This window comes from Streptomyces hygroscopicus subsp. hygroscopicus (assembly GCF_030269125.1).
Lineage (GTDB): Bacteria > Actinomycetota > Actinomycetes > Streptomycetales > Streptomycetaceae > Streptomyces > Streptomyces hygroscopicus_C.
In genome coordinates this window covers 96,909-111,188 of record NZ_BSSM01000024.1, presented here as the reverse complement: position 1 = coordinate 111,188, position 14,280 = coordinate 96,909, and the positions used below count along the sequence as shown (strand labels likewise).

At 74.8% G+C, this 14,280-nt stretch carries 10 protein-coding genes and 1 pseudogene; 3 read left to right on the top strand and 8 right to left on the bottom strand.

The window, feature by feature from the left end:
• From QSK45_RS35405 to QSK45_RS35395, 3 genes and pseudogenes are all read left to right on the top strand, one after another.
• A pseudogene (locus tag QSK45_RS35405) lies at nucleotides 1–258 on the top strand (2-oxoacid:ferredoxin oxidoreductase subunit beta); the annotation flags it as partial.
• A gap of 147 nt (nucleotides 259–405) precedes the next feature.
• Nucleotides 406–1,392, top strand: a complete 987-nt coding sequence (locus tag QSK45_RS35400; protein WP_285563037.1) for an AfsA-related hotdog domain-containing protein — start codon at nucleotides 406–408, stop codon at nucleotides 1,390–1,392.
• Nucleotides 1,393–1,402: 10 nt separating this feature from the next.
• On the top strand, nucleotides 1,403–4,171 hold the full coding sequence (locus tag QSK45_RS35395) for an AfsR/SARP family transcriptional regulator (RefSeq protein WP_285563036.1): 2,769 nt from the start codon (nucleotides 1,403–1,405) through the stop codon (nucleotides 4,169–4,171).
• Between the two features lie 130 nt (nucleotides 4,172–4,301).
• Here the strand turns inward: QSK45_RS35395 and QSK45_RS35390 are convergent, their stop codons facing one another.
• The 8 genes from QSK45_RS35390 to QSK45_RS35355 all read right to left on the bottom strand — a co-directional run bounded on the left by QSK45_RS35390 (nucleotide 4,302) and on the right by QSK45_RS35355 (nucleotide 14,279).
• Nucleotides 4,302–5,195 (bottom strand): 4'-phosphopantetheinyl transferase family protein, encoded by an 894-nt coding sequence (locus QSK45_RS35390; RefSeq protein ID WP_285563035.1) that lies wholly within the window; start codon nucleotides 5,193–5,195, stop codon nucleotides 4,302–4,304.
• A complete protein-coding gene (locus tag QSK45_RS35385) occupies nucleotides 5,083–5,961 on the bottom strand; it encodes a 2-oxo acid dehydrogenase subunit E2 (protein WP_285563034.1) in 879 nt (292 codons plus the stop codon). The genes QSK45_RS35390 and QSK45_RS35385 overlap by 113 nt, the downstream gene beginning before the upstream one ends.
• A complete protein-coding gene (locus QSK45_RS35380; RefSeq protein ID WP_285563033.1) occupies nucleotides 5,958–6,230 on the bottom strand; it encodes a phosphopantetheine-binding protein in 273 nt (90 codons plus the stop codon). The genes QSK45_RS35385 and QSK45_RS35380 overlap by 4 nt, the downstream gene beginning before the upstream one ends.
• On the bottom strand, nucleotides 6,227–7,258 hold the full coding sequence (locus QSK45_RS35375; RefSeq protein WP_285563032.1) for a 3-oxoacyl-ACP synthase III family protein: 1,032 nt from the start codon (nucleotides 7,256–7,258) through the stop codon (nucleotides 6,227–6,229). Before QSK45_RS35375 ends, QSK45_RS35380 begins: the two co-directional genes overlap by 4 nt.
• Entirely contained in the window at nucleotides 7,255–10,335 is a 3,081-nt protein-coding gene (locus QSK45_RS35370) for a type I polyketide synthase (protein WP_285563031.1), read from the bottom strand. The genes QSK45_RS35375 and QSK45_RS35370 overlap by 4 nt, the downstream gene beginning before the upstream one ends.
• Nucleotides 10,335–10,613 carry an acyl carrier protein gene (locus tag QSK45_RS35365; RefSeq protein WP_285563030.1) on the bottom strand — a complete coding sequence of 93 codons (279 nt, stop codon included), beginning with the start codon at nucleotides 10,611–10,613 and terminating at the stop codon, nucleotides 10,335–10,337. The genes QSK45_RS35370 and QSK45_RS35365 overlap by 1 nt, the downstream gene beginning before the upstream one ends.
• A gap of 97 nt (nucleotides 10,614–10,710) precedes the next feature.
• Nucleotides 10,711–12,483 (bottom strand): acyl-CoA dehydrogenase family protein, encoded by a 1,773-nt coding sequence (locus QSK45_RS35360; protein ID WP_285563029.1) that lies wholly within the window; start codon nucleotides 12,481–12,483, stop codon nucleotides 10,711–10,713.
• Nucleotides 12,477–14,279, bottom strand: coding sequence for an acyl-CoA dehydrogenase family protein (locus QSK45_RS35355; RefSeq protein WP_285563028.1), 1,803 nt, complete (start codon nucleotides 14,277–14,279; stop codon nucleotides 12,477–12,479). The genes QSK45_RS35360 and QSK45_RS35355 overlap by 7 nt, the downstream gene beginning before the upstream one ends.
• Nucleotide 14,280 lies beyond the last annotated feature (1 nt).

Sequence of the window (14,280 nt, the reverse complement as noted above, 5' to 3'; positions counted from 1 at the left end):
CCGCGCAACGAGGCCGACCTCCTGGTCCACGACGCCCACGCCGCCTCCCCCACCACCGCCTTCGCCCTCTCCCGCCTCGCCGACCCGGACACCCTGCACCACACCCCGATCGGCGTGTTCCGCTCGGCCGAACGGCCCGTCTACGACGAGCAGATGAGCGAACAGCTGGACACCGCGACCGAGCAGAAGGGCAAGGGCGACCTGGCCGCGCTGCTCGCGGGCGGCGACACCTGGACGGTGGCGAACCGGAGGGACTGAACGCCGGGCGAGGGGGCGGTGCCAGGGCCCCGCTTCAGTGCGGCTTCCCCGGTCCTTCAGTGGAATCGGGCAACGTGCTCTCCATCAAGCGCACGTGCCCAGCAAGCGTTCCGCAGAGCCGCCGGACACCGCCGTAGAGGACCCCCCATGGACACCTTCACCCCCACGTCCCCCTCTTACCTCGGACCCCACCACCTGGTCCACAGGCCCGTCAGCCCCGAGGCCTTCCTGCTCAAAGCGACCGCGCCGGTCCGGCAGAACTTCGCCTTCTCCGCACAGCTTCCGGAGGAGCGGAGGGTGTCCGGCGAATCCGGGTCGCGGTACCACGACCTGCTGTTCCCCCTGGAGTCGCTGCGTCGCACGATGTTGTTCGCGGCCCGCCCGTACTTCCGGGTGCCGGCGGACCGGCGCCCCGTGCTGGCCTCCGGTGGCGCCGCCATCACGCGTCTCGACGCCTGGCGCCGCGAGGGCACGGGGGCCGCGATCGCCCTCGACCTCGGCCTCACACCGCTGGACGTCCTGGGCGGCGTGCCGCGCGGCCTGGACTGCCAGGCCGCCGTCTCGATCGACGGCAAGCGCTGCGGCACCGCCTCGGCGCGGCTCGTCTTCCTCGCCGAGGACGTCCACGGCCCACGGGCGTTCGGCCGGACGGAGAGCGGGGAGGCCGCGTCGGCGCGGGACGCCGACCCGGTGTCCACCGGTATGCCGCTGCCCGAACAGGTGGGCCGTCACGACAGCCGTGACGTCCTGGTCGGCCTGCCCGAGTACGCCGGGGCCGACGGCGGGGACTGCCTGGTCTTCCCCCTGCGCACGCCGGCGGCCACCGAGGCACCGGGCGCGACGCCGCCGGTGCCGTACCTGGAGGCGTCCCGTCAGGTGGGGCTGCTGGCCGCCGCGGAGCTGCGTGGCTTCGTCCCGTCGTACGCCGTGCTGTCCCGGTGGCGGGCCACGTTCCGCGGCCCGGTCGAGCCGGGCCTGCCGCTGCGCTGCTCGGTGCGTGAGGGGGTGCGCCGCACCGACGGACGGGTGTCCCGGGACGAGGAGGGCCGTCCGGTGATCGACCTGCGGCTGTCGTTCCGCCAGGGCGACCGGGTCGTCGCGGGCGTCTCCGCGACCGTGCTGCAGGACTGCTGAGGCGCGCGGGATGAGATACCGAGTCCTCGGCCCCGTGCACATGTCCCCTCGTACGCCGTCCGCGGCCAAGCTGCGGGCGGTCCTGGCCACCCTGTTGGCGCAGTGCAACACGGTGGTGTCGACCCACTCCCTGATCGACGAGCTGTGGGGCGCCGAACCCCCGCGCACGGCCACCACCACCCTCCAGGTGTACGTGTCCCAGCTGCGCAAGGCCCTGGTGGCGGTGAGCGGCGAGACCCCGGCGGAGTCGGACCCGGCGCAGCCGCTGCTGACCCGGTCGCCCGGCTATCTGCTGCGGGTGGCCCCCGGTGAACTGGACCTGTCCGCCTTCGAGGCGCTGCGTGCCGAGGGCCGGGCCGCGTACGGCAGGGGCGAGTACGAGGCCGCCTCGCGGACGCTGAGCCGGGCGCTCGGGCTCTGGACGGGGCCCGCGCTCTCGGGCATCCCGCACGGGCCCGCGCTCCAGGCCTCCGCGATCAGGCTGAACGAGCTGCGCACCGAGGTGCTGGAGCAGCGGATCTCAGCGGATCTGCGGCTCGGGCTGCACCAGGAGCTGATCGGTGAGCTGATGGCACTGGCACACGAACACCCGCTGCGCGAGACGCTGCACGGTCACCTCATGGTGGCGCTCTACCGGTCGGGCCGGCAGTCCGACGCCCTGCGGGCCCACCAGCGGGTACGGCGGTCGCTGGTCGACGAACTGGGGGTGGAGCCCGGCCCGGAGCTGCGCGGGCTGCAGGAACGGATCCTGGCCTGCGATCCCTCGCTCGCCTGGCGTGGCGAGCCGGAGCACCGGTTCGCGCCGGCCGGCGGTTCCCACGGCCACCCGCCGAAGCGGCCCGTGACCGGGGCCGGCCCCACGGTGTGGTTGCCGCCCGCCGTGGCGGGCTTCACCGGACGCGAGCGCGAACTCGCCGCCGGTGAGAAGCTGTTGATGGACGACGCGCCGGGCCGGAACAAGGTGCTGCTGCTGTCGGGCCGGGCGGGCGCCGGAAAGACGGCGCTGGCCGTCAAGCTGGCCCACGGCGCCGCCGACCGGTTTCCCGACGGGCGTGTCCTGGTGACGTTGCGGGACGCGGCCGGGCGAGCCGTCACGTCGAGGGCCGCCCTGACCGTCCTGCTGCGCCGGTTGCGGGGACCCGGGGCGGCGGGAGCGGTGACGGACTCCGGGAGCGAACCGCTGCCGCCGTCCGAGGCGGAACTCGCGGAGCTGCTGCACCGGCGCACCGCGGGCCGCCGGATGCTCCTGATCCTGGACGACGCCGTCTCGGAGGCCCAGGTACGACCGCTGCTGTCGGCCGTACCGGACAGCACCGTCGTCCTGACGAGCCGTCATGTGCTGGGCGCGCTCCAGGAGGTGGAGCGTCTGACGCTCGACGTGCTGTCCGGGCCCGAGGCCGAGGTGCTGCTCGGCGCGTGCGGGGGCCGGCGGATGCGGGACGACCCCGAGGCGGCGGGCGAGATCGCCCGGCTCTGCGGCCGGTTGCCGCTGGCCCTGCGGGTGGCGGCGGCCGGGCTCGCGGCCCGCCCGCACTGGACCGCCGCCGGGCTCGCCCGGCGGCTGCGCGACGAACGCACCCGGCTCACCGCGCTCCGGCTGGGCGACCTCGACGTCCGCGGCACTCTGCTGACCACCTACCGCGATGTGGACGAGGAGGCCAGGCACGCCTTCCGCGTCCTGGGGCTGGCCGCGCCGCCCGACTTCGCCCTGTGGAGCGCCGCCGCGCTGCTCGGCACGGGCCCGGCGGAGGCCGAGCGGCTCGCCGAGGAACTGGTGCAGGCCCATCTGCTGGAGGCGCGGCGGCAGCCCGGAGGACGGGCCCCCGTGCGCTACGGCTTCCACGCGCTGCTGCGCTCACTGGCCGTCGAGGAGCTGGACCGCAGGTGCCCGCAGGAGCGCGCCGCAGCCGTGGAGCGGCTGTGCCGCGCCTTCCTGGCGCTGGCCAGACACGCGGACGCCCGGCTGACGCCCGGCCGGGACCGGCTCGCGCACCGGGCACGGACCGAGGACGGGATCTCGCCCGAGCCGGCCGGGTTCTCGCCCGAGGAGGTGGTCGGCGATGCGCCGCTTCGGTGGTTCCAGAAGGAGTCCGCGGGCCTGTCGCAGGCCGTACGGCGGGCCCATGCGGCCGGGTGGTGGCAGCTGTGCTGCGCCCTGGCCTCGGCCTCGGCCGGCTACTACGAGACGGGCGCCCTGTGGGACGAGTGGGAGTCGACGCACGGCCTCGCGCTGGACGCGGCCCGCAGGTGGGGCGACGGCCACGCGGAGGCCGTCGTCCTGCGCTCGCTGGGCGACCTTGCCTGGCAGCGTCGGCAGACGTCGGCGGCCGTGGACCGCTTCCGCCGGGCCGGGGAGCTGTTCACCCGGCACGGTGACCGGGCGGCGGCGGGCCGCTGCCTGTCCGCGGAGGCGGACGTGCTCCTCGGGACGGGACGGACGGCGGCGGCCGAACGGACGTGTGCGCGGGGCCTGTCGGTGAGCCGGTCGGCCGGCGATGTGCGCGGCACGGCCGAGGCGCTGCGCGGACTGGCCCTGGTGGCGGTGCGCGAGGGGCGTCACGAGGAGGCGCTGACCCGTCTGGCGGAGTGCGGGAGGGCGGCGCGCTCGGTGGGTGACCGGCGCTGGGCCGAGTACGCCCACCGCACGGCCTCCGCCCTCCGCACGGCGCTCACGTCCGGCGGCCCGGCCACGGCGACGGCGATCCCCCTCGAAGTCCGTCCGGGTGTCTGGCTCTTCAGTCCGTCCGTGCCGGCCCCGCGAGCGGAGTGCGCGGTATGAGCGCCGCCCGCCCGGGTTCCGGAGGTCTCCGGTTCCCGGGTGGGCATCCGCGGCAGGGGCACGGGCGGTGTTCCGAGGGGATACGCCGCGCGGGCCGGTCGCGGCCGGGGTCCGCACGCCTCCCCCGGCCTCACCACTCGTCGCCGGCGACGGCCGGCCGCTCCTCCTTGCCCAGTGCCGCCGCGACGGCGTCGACGACGGCCGGGTCGAGTGCCGTGCGCGCCGCCGTGTCCGCCGTACGGCCGAAACCGGCGTCCTCCACGGCGACGGCGAGGGTGTAGCGGCCGCCGAGCGACGACGTGCGCAAGAGCCATCTGCCCATCGAGGCGGGGGTGCCGTCGGGGCGCAGCACGTCTTCGGGCGCCCGGTCGGGGGTGAAGCCGAAGTCCGTGAAGCGGAAGCGCAGTCCGAGCCCGCGGGCTTTGCTGTATGCCTCCTTCAGGGTCCACAGGCGCAGTACGGCGGGATTGCGTTCGGCGAGCGGGAGGGCCTCGATCCGGGCCAGCTCGTACGGGGTGCACACGTGCCGGTCCAGTCCCGGTCCGTACAGGGTCCGTGTGGCGGGCTCGGCGTCGACGCCGATCGCGCCGTCGGTGGCCAGGCCGACCAGCAGCAGGCCGTCGGTGTGGCTGAGGCTGACGTGGACGCCGTCGTAGCCGCGCAGTTGGGGGCGCCCGGTGAGGCCGTAGCCGATCTCGACCGACTCGGGGCGCGCACCGAGCGCCGCCGCCGCCGCGAACCTCAGCAGGACGCGCGAGGCGGCGAACCGGCCGCGTACCCGCGGATGCGTCAGCTCCAGATAGCGCTCCCAGTCCCGGCCGAGGAGCACACGCAGCCGCGGCAGGCCCGCCCGTTCCGGGCACCACGTGTCCTGGTGGGCGAAGAGCACGGCGGCCCCGTGCCGGTCCAGGTCAGCGCGTACCCTGCCCCAGTCCCCCGACGGGCCGCGGATCTCGATCGGCTCCCCGAGCGTCCGCCCCGGTGCCCGGCGCGTGGGTACCGGCCGCGCCGTCGCCGCCGTCATGGAATGCCTCCATCGTGTCGTGGAGATCGGACAGCACATCGGCCGCGGCGGCGCCGTCGATCACCCGGTGGTCGAAGGTGAGGCCCAGCCGCATCACGGGCGCGGGCACCACGACGCCGTCGCGTACCACCGCACGGTCCACGACCCGGCCCGCGCACAGGGTGACGGCGGTGCCGCCGGCCGAGTGGAAGCCGTCCACGCTGCGATGGCCGAGCGAGCTGACCGAGACGGTTCCGAAGGCGGCGGCACGTCGGCGCGGGTCGCGCAGCGCCGCGGCGAACGCGGCCCGGCCGACCGTGACCGGGAGCCGGCCCAGCATCCGTACGCCCTTGAACTCGGGCAGTTCCGCGGCCTGTGCGCCCCGGTAGCGGTCGACGCGTCGCTGGATCTCGCCGAGGGTGGCCGTCTCCAGGCCGGGCAGGAGCGCCGAGAGCACGGTGCGCTCGCCCTCGACCGGCCGGTCGAGGGCGAGTTTGGCGGTGACGCCGTCGTAGCGCACGGTCCTCGGGCGCCGCAGTGGTCCGGGCCAGCCGGGGGCCATCGCGGCGTTGGCCTCGGGGTGGCGGTCGAGGACCCGGCCGGTGGCGTACAGCAGATAGCTGACGATCGAGTAGCGCAGGCCGTGCTCGCGGGCGGCGGCGCGGTGCGCCAGGACGCGGGTCATGTCGATGTCCGTGTCCAGGTGCACGGGCCGCTGGGCCGCCGCCCACTCCAGGAAGTACAGGGTGTGGCGGCGGCGCCGTTCGGCGGTGACGGCGGGTGTCACCCGAGCACCGCCAGTTCGTAGATCTCCTTCAGGCTGCGGGCCTCCAGCACCTTGCCGACGGGGACCCGGCGGCCGATGGCGGGTTCCAGGGCGGTGACGAGCTTGAGGAGGTGCAGCGAGTCCCAGTCGGGGAGTTCGTCGAAGTCGGCGGCGACCTGCTCGGGCGCGAGCGGCATCCCGGTCTCGTCGGTGACGAGCCGGACGTAGTCGTCGAGGGTGAAGCCGCCGGGGGCGGTCACGGACGCGGGGGCGGTGCTGTCGGCACTCATATCTTCTCCAGGGCGAAACCGGCCTTGATCCACTTGCTGGACTCGACGGCGACCGCGAGGGCCCGCTCGCCGACGAACATCCGTTCCAGCAACTTCTCGATCTGCAGGAAGGGCAGGGCGTTTCCGTTGTTGCCCGTGTCCGCGACGCAGCTGACGTCCCGCGCGGTGGGCACGTCGAGTTCCTCGGTGATGCGGCGGGTCATCCGGCCGGACAGCTGGGGCGGCAGCAGGTAGTCCACCTGGTCGGCCTCCCAGTCGAGTTCGCCGAGCATCTCCCAGAGGATCTCGACGGCCATGACGGGCACGGACTCCTCGATGGCCTTGTAGTCCTCGACGAGGGCCTGGCGGTCGTCGTACCGGTCGGCGAGCCCGAACCACTCGATGACCTGGCCGGGCTTGCGGCCGAGGCCGGTGAAGCGGTTGAGGACATGGCGCAGGGCGACGCGCTCGCCGCGCGGCTCGTCGGTGACGACGGCCGCGCCGGCGCCGTCGCCGAACAGGACGTAGTTGACGAGGTCGCCGGGGGCGGCGCCGGCCACGTCCCGCTGGAGGTCGAGGTGCTTGCTGCACACGTCGCCGCCGATGACGAGGCCCGTGCGGTACTGGCCGGAGGCGATCATCGTCTGCGCGACGCCCAGGGCCTGTACGGCACCGGCGCAGCCGGACTGGAGCTGGAAGGTCGGCACCTGGTCCAGGCCGAGCTGGTCGGCGACATGGTTGACGGTGGCGGGCATCAGGGTGTCGGGGGTCGCCGTGCCGAGGACGATGAAGTCGATCTCGGACGGGTCCACTTCGGGGGCGGCGAGCGCCTTCTGCGCGGCCTGGGCGCACAGGTCGGCGAGCGACCAGCGGACGACTCCGGTGCCGAGGTCCCGGGCGAAGTGCCGGGTCCTGGTACCGATGAAGACCTCGATCCAGTCCTCGTTGATGCCCAGCACCTTGGCCAGGGTGGCGTTGTCCACCGGCGCCCCGGGCAGAGCGGTGCCGAGGGAGGCGAGGTGGGTGGTGGCGGCCGTCGGGGTGGTCATGCCGTCCTCTCTTCTTCCATGAGCGTCCGCTGGTGGGCCTCTTCCCGCGGCGTCCGCTGGTGCGCCGTGCCGCCGGAGCCCGCGGAGGCGGGCGGCGCCGCACCGGTCTCGCGCAGGAAGGCGACGAGGTCGCCGACGGAGGAGAGGCGGGGCAGGAGGTCCTGGACCGACAGGGTGGCGATGCCGGTGAGCCGGGACTCCAGCCGGTTCTTCAGCTCCATGATCATGACGGAGTCGAAGCCGAGATCCTCGTACAGCCGGTCGTGCGGGCCGACCTCGGCGACGGTGTAGCCGCCGACCGTCCGGACGGCGCCGAGGACGGCGTCGGCGAGCGGGTCCGGCGGGCCGCCGGGCCGGTCCGGGCCGAGGACGGCGGCGGGCGCGGACCGCGTTCCCCGGTGGGGCGCGGGCGTCTGTTCCGCCGGTTCGACGACCGTTCCCCGGCCGTGCACCGGATTCCTCGCCCAGTAGCGGTGTTCCGTCGAGAAGGTGTACGGCGGCAGCGGGTGCGGCACCCGGTCCTCGGGTGGGTGGACGGCGTCCCAGTCGGGGTCGACGCCGCCCCGGTACAGCGCGGCGAGGGCCTCGGCGAGTTCCCGGCCGCCGGACTCGGGGCCACGCACCGGCAGGACGTGCGCCGGGCCCGCGCCCGAGGCGGGGCCGGCGAGTCGGCGCACCATGCCGGAGAGCACCGGCTGGGGGCCGGTCTCCACCAGGTGCGTCGGGCCGTCGGCGAGCAGGGCGCCGGCCGCGTCGGCGAACAGCACGGGGGCGCTGACGTGTTCCACCCAGTACGCGGCGTCCATGGCCTCGCCGTCGAGCACCCGTCCGCGGACGGTCGAGTACAGCGGGATCTCGGGCGCTTTCCCGCCGACCTCTTCGGCGATCACGGCGAAGCGGTCCAGGACGGGCCGCATCAGTGGTGAGTGGAAGGCGTGCGAGACCTTGAGGAGGCGGGTGCCGATCCCCCGGTCCGCCAGCTCTGCGCCGATCTTCTCCAGGGTCTCCAGGTCGCCGGACAGGACCGTGGACGTGGGGCCGTTGACCGCCGCGACACCGACCAGGGGTTCGTGTTCGATCCGGGTCTCCAGGTCCGCGCGGGGGGCCCGGACGGCCAGCATGCCGCCGCCCTCGGGCAGTTCCTGCATCAGGGCGCCGCGCGCGGCGATCAGCCGGGCGGCTCCCTCCAGCGGGAGGGCGCGGGCGAGGACGGCGGCGGCGAACTCCCCCACGCTGTGCCCGAGGAGCAGGTCGGCGCGCACGCCGAGTTCCGCCAGGGTCCGGCCGAGGGCGTAGCCGACGGCGAACAGGGCGGGCTGGGTCCACCGCGTGCTGTGCACCGCCTCGTCCCCGGCGAGGAGCAGATCGCGCACGGATGCGCCCGTGTACGGCAGCAGCGCCGCGTCGGCCTCGTCGAGGAAGTGCCGGTACAGCGGCGCCTGCGCGTACAGTCCGGCGGTCATCCTCGGGTACTGCGAGCCCTGGCCGGTGAACAGGAACGCGGTGCGGGGCCGCTCGGCGGGCCGCGCCGACAGCCGGTCCAGCAGCCCGGGGTCGGCGGCCGACTCCCGCAGCGCGGCGACGAGTTCACCGGTGTCGGTGACGGCGGTCGCGAAGCGGTGGCGGTGTCCCGCCTTGACCCGGTTGCTCGACCTGGCCAGCGGGCCCAGCGGGACCCGGCGGGCCGCCACCGCGTCCGCCTGGGTCAGCAGGTTGCGGCGCAGCGCGTCGGCGGTGGGCGCGGTGAGCGTGAAGACGGCGGCGCCGATGCCGGCCGGTGCGGCGCTGTCGGCCGCCGGTGCGGGCGCGGCGGGCGCGGACTCCAGGACGGCGTGGGCGTTGGTGCCGCCCATGCCGAAGCTGCTGAGCCCGGCGACGGTGGGTCCCGCGGGCAGCCGCAGGGGTGCCTTGAGCAGCCGCAGCCCGTGCTCGCGCAGTCTGAGCCGCTTGTTCTCCTTGGCCGCGAAGCGGCTGGCGGGGACGACCCGGTGGTGCAGGGACAGGGCGACCTTGATGAGTCCGGCGATGCCGGCGGCGCCCTCGGCGTGGCCCAGGTTGCCCTTGACCGAGCCGATCGCCATGGGCTTCGCGGCACGGCCGGCGTGGTGGTGGCCGAGCGCCTTGACCTCCATCATGTCGCCGAGCGCGGTGCCGGTGCCGTGCGCCTCGGTGAAGGCGACGTCGCAGGGCTCGACGCCGGCCCGGTGGTAGGCGGCGGCGATCACCTCCTGCTGGGACCAGCGGTTGGGGGCGGTGATCCCGTTGCTGCGGCCGTCCTGGTTGACGGCGGTGCCGCGGATGACGGCGTACACGCGCTGGCCGTCCGCGACGGCGTCCCGCAGCCTGCGCAGCACGATCACGCCGACGCCCTCGCCGCGGCCGATGCCGTCGGCCGCGGCGCTGAAGGGCTTGCAGCGGCCGTCGGGGGCGGACAGCCCGGCCTGCGTGTAGAAGATCGACAGGGCCGGGGTGAGGGCCACGTTGACGCCGCCGACGAGCGCGGTGTCGCACTCCTCGGCCAGCAGCGCGTTCGCCGCGAGGTGCGCGGCGACCAGCGAGGACGAGCAGGCGGTGTCGACGGCGAGGCTGGGCCCCTTGAGGTCGAGGTGGTACGAGATCCGGTTGGCGGTCATGCAGTAGCCGTTGCCGGAGCCGACCTGTGCGGTGACGTGGGCGTAGTCGGTGAGGTGCAGGTGCGCCCACTCGTTGCCCATGATGCCGACGAAGACGCCCGTACGGGTGCCGGCGAGGGTCCGGGGCGCGACGCCCGCGTCCTCGACCGCCCGCCACGCGCACTGGAGCAGCAGCCGCTGCTGGGGGTCCATGGCGGCCGCCTCGCGCGGCGAGATGGTGAAGAACTCGTTGTCGAAGGCGTCCGGGTCGGCGATGAAGCCGCCCTCGGTGGTGTTGGAGTGCCCTTCCTCCCCGGCCGCCGAGTGGAACTCCTTGGCGTCCCACCGCTGCCGGGGCACCTCCCCCACCCCGTCCGCGCCGCGCATCAGCAGGTCCCAGTAGGCGCCGGTGTCGGGCGCCCCCGGGAATCTGCAGTCGATGCCGACGATGGCTATGGGCTCCATCAGGCGCCGCCGTCCTGCGCGGCCAGCTCCGCCACGAGGTGGTCGGCGAGCGCGTGGACGGTCGGGTAGTCCCAGGCGGCCGTCGGCTCGATCACCAGGTCGAAGTCGTCCTCGATGTCCCCGCACAGGCTGAGGGCGGCGACGGAGTCCAGGCCGTACTCGGCGAGGGGCACGTCCGGGTCGATCTCGGTGGGCCGCCGCTTGAGATAAAGGGCGATGCGTTCGGCCAGCCACGTGGTCAGCGACTCGGTGGTGTGTCCGGCGGTCGGAACGGGCATGGTGCACTCCTCGCGGGGGTGAGCGGTTGTCGCGTGCTGTCGTGGTGGGGTCCGGCGGCCGGTGCGGACGGGCCGTTGGCCGCGCCGGCCGACGTCGTCAGCCGGCGAGCGGGGTGTCGTACAGGTCGTAACTGGTGCGTTCGCGGAATCGACGCAGCACTTCCTCGTGCAGGCGCGCCGCCACGGACGGCGGGAGGTCGGCGGGCCGCCGGCCGAGGCGCCGGGCGAGCCGGTGCAGTACGGCGGCGAGCCAGGCGGGGTCGGCGAGGAACGCGTCGCCGCCGTCGCGGGCGGCCTGCTGCCACACGCCGGTCGCGGCGGCGGCCGCGAGCAGGACGGCGTAGCGGTCGGCGAGGGCGAAGACCGCGGGCCCGGCGAGGGCCGTGCGGTCCTCCGGCGCGAGCGCGCGGCTCGCCTCCTGGACCTGCCGCAGCTCGTCCACCAGCTGGAGCACGAGCCCCTGGACGGCCCGCTCCTCGGGCGAGGCGTCCGGCAGCCGGTCCACGGCGGCGACCAGGGTGGCGCAGAGCGCGTCGCGCCCGCTCGCCAGGGTGAGCCGGTCGTAGGGGAGACCGGGCAGGCCGGTACGCGGCTGGAAGAGTTCCGCGGGGGCGGGTTCGTCACTGAACCAGGAGCGCCGGGCGAGCCGGGACAGCTGCGGGATGATCGTGGCCTGGCAGGCGGCGGAGCCGGCGTGGCCGAGGCTGAGCACCGGCAGGTCGCGCAGGTGCTTCTGGAAGATGCCGTGCTCGCCGTCGCGGATGTAGAAGCGGGCCCCGAGCACGACGGACAGCTCGTGCATCGCCTCGGTGAGCACCTTGGGGACGAGGTACTTGGTGGCGGCGGCGAAGACGCTGGTCTGCTCGGGCAGCAGGTGCACCGCGCGGGTCGCGGCCAGCGAGAGGATGTCGCAGGTCAGCAGGTCGGTGAAGGCGCCGGACAGGGTGTCCCTGGCGTGCGGGATCTCCATGACGGACCTGCGGTAGAGCTGCCGGCCCAGCGCGAAGCGCACGACGGTCCGCAGCGCCGTGTCGGTGGTGCCGACGGCCATGCCGGGGAGCGCGGACCGGGTGATCTGGAAGGCGCGCAGGGCGGTCTCGACGCCCTTGCCGCGCTCGCCGACGAGGGCCGAGCCGGGTACGGGCGTGCCGTCGAACCGGAGGCCGGACAGGTGGCAGCCGCGCACCCCGACGGCGTCGTAGCGGGGCAGTACCCGCCAGCTGTCCGGGTCCAGGCCGGCGCGCTCGACGAGGAGCACGGAGTGGCTGCGGCTGCCGGGTGCGGGGCTGGTGCGGCTGAACAGGACCCAGGCGTCGGCGCGTTCGGCGTTGTTGATGACCTGCTTGGCGCCGTGCAGCCGAAAGCCGCCGCCGTCGGCGGGGCGGGCCTCGAACTCGTTGCGCACGAAGTCGTTGCCGTGCGCGAGCTCGTGGTAGGCGACCGACACCTTGCCGCCGCCGGTGAGGATCCGCGCGAGCCTCTCGCGCTGCGGGTCGTCGCCGGAGGTCCACACGTTGACGGCGGCCATGAAGGAGGTCACGCCGTATCCCAGGCCGAGGGCGACGTCGCGGCGGAACACCTGGCGCATCACCCGCACCAGGGTGTCGAGCCGCTCCAGGCGGCCGCCCAGGGCACGGGGCACGAAGTCGGCGCCCAGGCCCAGTTCGTCGAGGGCCCGTTCGCCGGCCGCGGACAGTTCACCGGCCTCGTCCGCCGCCAGCAGCCGGGCGTAGGACAGCTCGTTGTGCTCGTCGGTGGGGTCGCCGAGGCGCCGCTCCAGCTCCGCGACGCGGGCCGCGGCCCGCGCTTCCTGTCCGGTGGCCCGCGGACCGTCCTCCACGGCGCCCCTGGGCTCTGTGCCGATCAGCATGACGTCCTCTCACTCCCCCCGGCGGCCCCGCCGGTCGTCGCGGGCTGCCGCTCCGGGGTCCGCTGGGGCAGCAGCGAGAACAGCCGGCCCTCGGTGCGGGCCGCCCGCAGGGCGCCGAGCAGGTCTTCGTACGTCTCCTCACCCGCCGCCGCCGGTTCGCCGAGACGGCGCAGCAGCCGGTCGAGGACGGTGTGCAGCCACAGGCCGTCGCGCCACAGCGGCCCGGTTGCCGGGTCGTCGCGCACGTGGTCGGTGCTGTGCGTCCACAGGCCGAGGCAGGCCGCGCCCGCCCAGCACAGGGTGTAGCGGCGCGCGGCCTCGAAGGCGGCGGGCGGGACCTCGGTGAGGACGCCCTGGTACTCCTCCATGTCGGTGTGCACCGCGGTGGTGACGGCGAGCAGCCGCCGCGCGGCCTCGGCCACCGGGGCCAGCGCGGGGTTCCGTGCCGCCCGCCGGGTGATCTCGTCGACGGACGCGGGCAGGGACGCCGTCATGCCGCTGCCGTGCCGGGCGATGAGCGACAGCCGCGACGGGTCGAGGGGCGGCAGGGGCGCCGTCAGGTCGCAGGCCACGCCGGCGCCCGCCGTGTCGCCGGTACCGCGCCGGAACCCGCGGACCAGGGAACGGAACTGGTTCACCAGGGAGTTGAGGTTGACCAGGGTGTTGCCGTCGAAGAGTCCGACGAGCCGGTGGTCGCGCACGAGTTTCTGGAACCGGCCGTCGGCGTGGACGCCCTTGAGGAAGGCGCGGGCGCCGAGCAGCCCGGTCAGGTCGGCAAGGACCCGGTCGGTGCCGGTGGGCAACAGGTACTTGGTGACGGCCGAGGTGACCCCGAGTTCGGCGGTCTGGGCCTGTACGGCGCGGGCGGCGACCAGCGCGACCGCCTCGTGCAGCAGGACGTCGGCGGCGGCGCCGGTCAGCACGTGCCGGGCCTGCGGCAGGTCGACGAGCCGGCGGCCGTACAGCTCGCGCTCCTCGGCGAAGTCCAGGCCGAGCCGCAGCCCGTGGTCGCCGGCGCCGAGCGACAGCGCCGCGCACATGGTGCGGGTGAGCTGGAGCGCCTTGAGCACGATCTCCAGGCCGGCGCCCTCGGCGCCGACGAGGGCGCCCTTCGGCACCCGGGCGCCGTCGAAGGCGATGCCGGAGATGTCGGCGCCGCGGATGCCGAGGGTGCGGATCTTCGGGAGGTGGCGGTAGGTGTCCGCGTCGAGTTCCCGCTTGTCCACGAGGAGGACGCTGAAGCCGCGCGGGCCGCCGTCCGGGCGCGTGCGGGTCAGCAGCGACAGCACCGAGCCCCGTGTGGCGTTGTTGATCAGCCACTTCTCGCCGCTGACCAGCCAGTGGCCGCTGTCGTCCAGGGCCTCGTCGTCGGTGCGCACGTCACCGGCCAGCAGGTCGCTGCCGTGGGCGCGTTCGGTGAGCCCGAGGGAGACGGGAACCCCCGCGATGATGTCGGCGCCGAGCCGGGCGCCCTGCTCCGCCGAGCCCGCGACCCAGACGCAGACCCCGCCGAGATAGGTCTTGCCGTGACCGATGGCGCAGGTCAGATCGCGGCGGGCGACGGCGCGCACGAGCTGGAGCACCTGCTCGTAGTCGCGCAGCCGGCCGCCGTACTCGACCGGTACGTACTGCTCGGGCAGGCCCCATTCCTCGAAGCGGCGGCAGATGTCCGCGGGGAACTCCTCCCTGTCGTCCAGGTCCGCGCAACGCGCGTAGGAGAAGACCTCACCGGGGTCGTGGGGGTCGCCGAGGTAGTGGTCGAACTCCTCGGCGAGCCGGTAGGGCCGGTGTTCCATG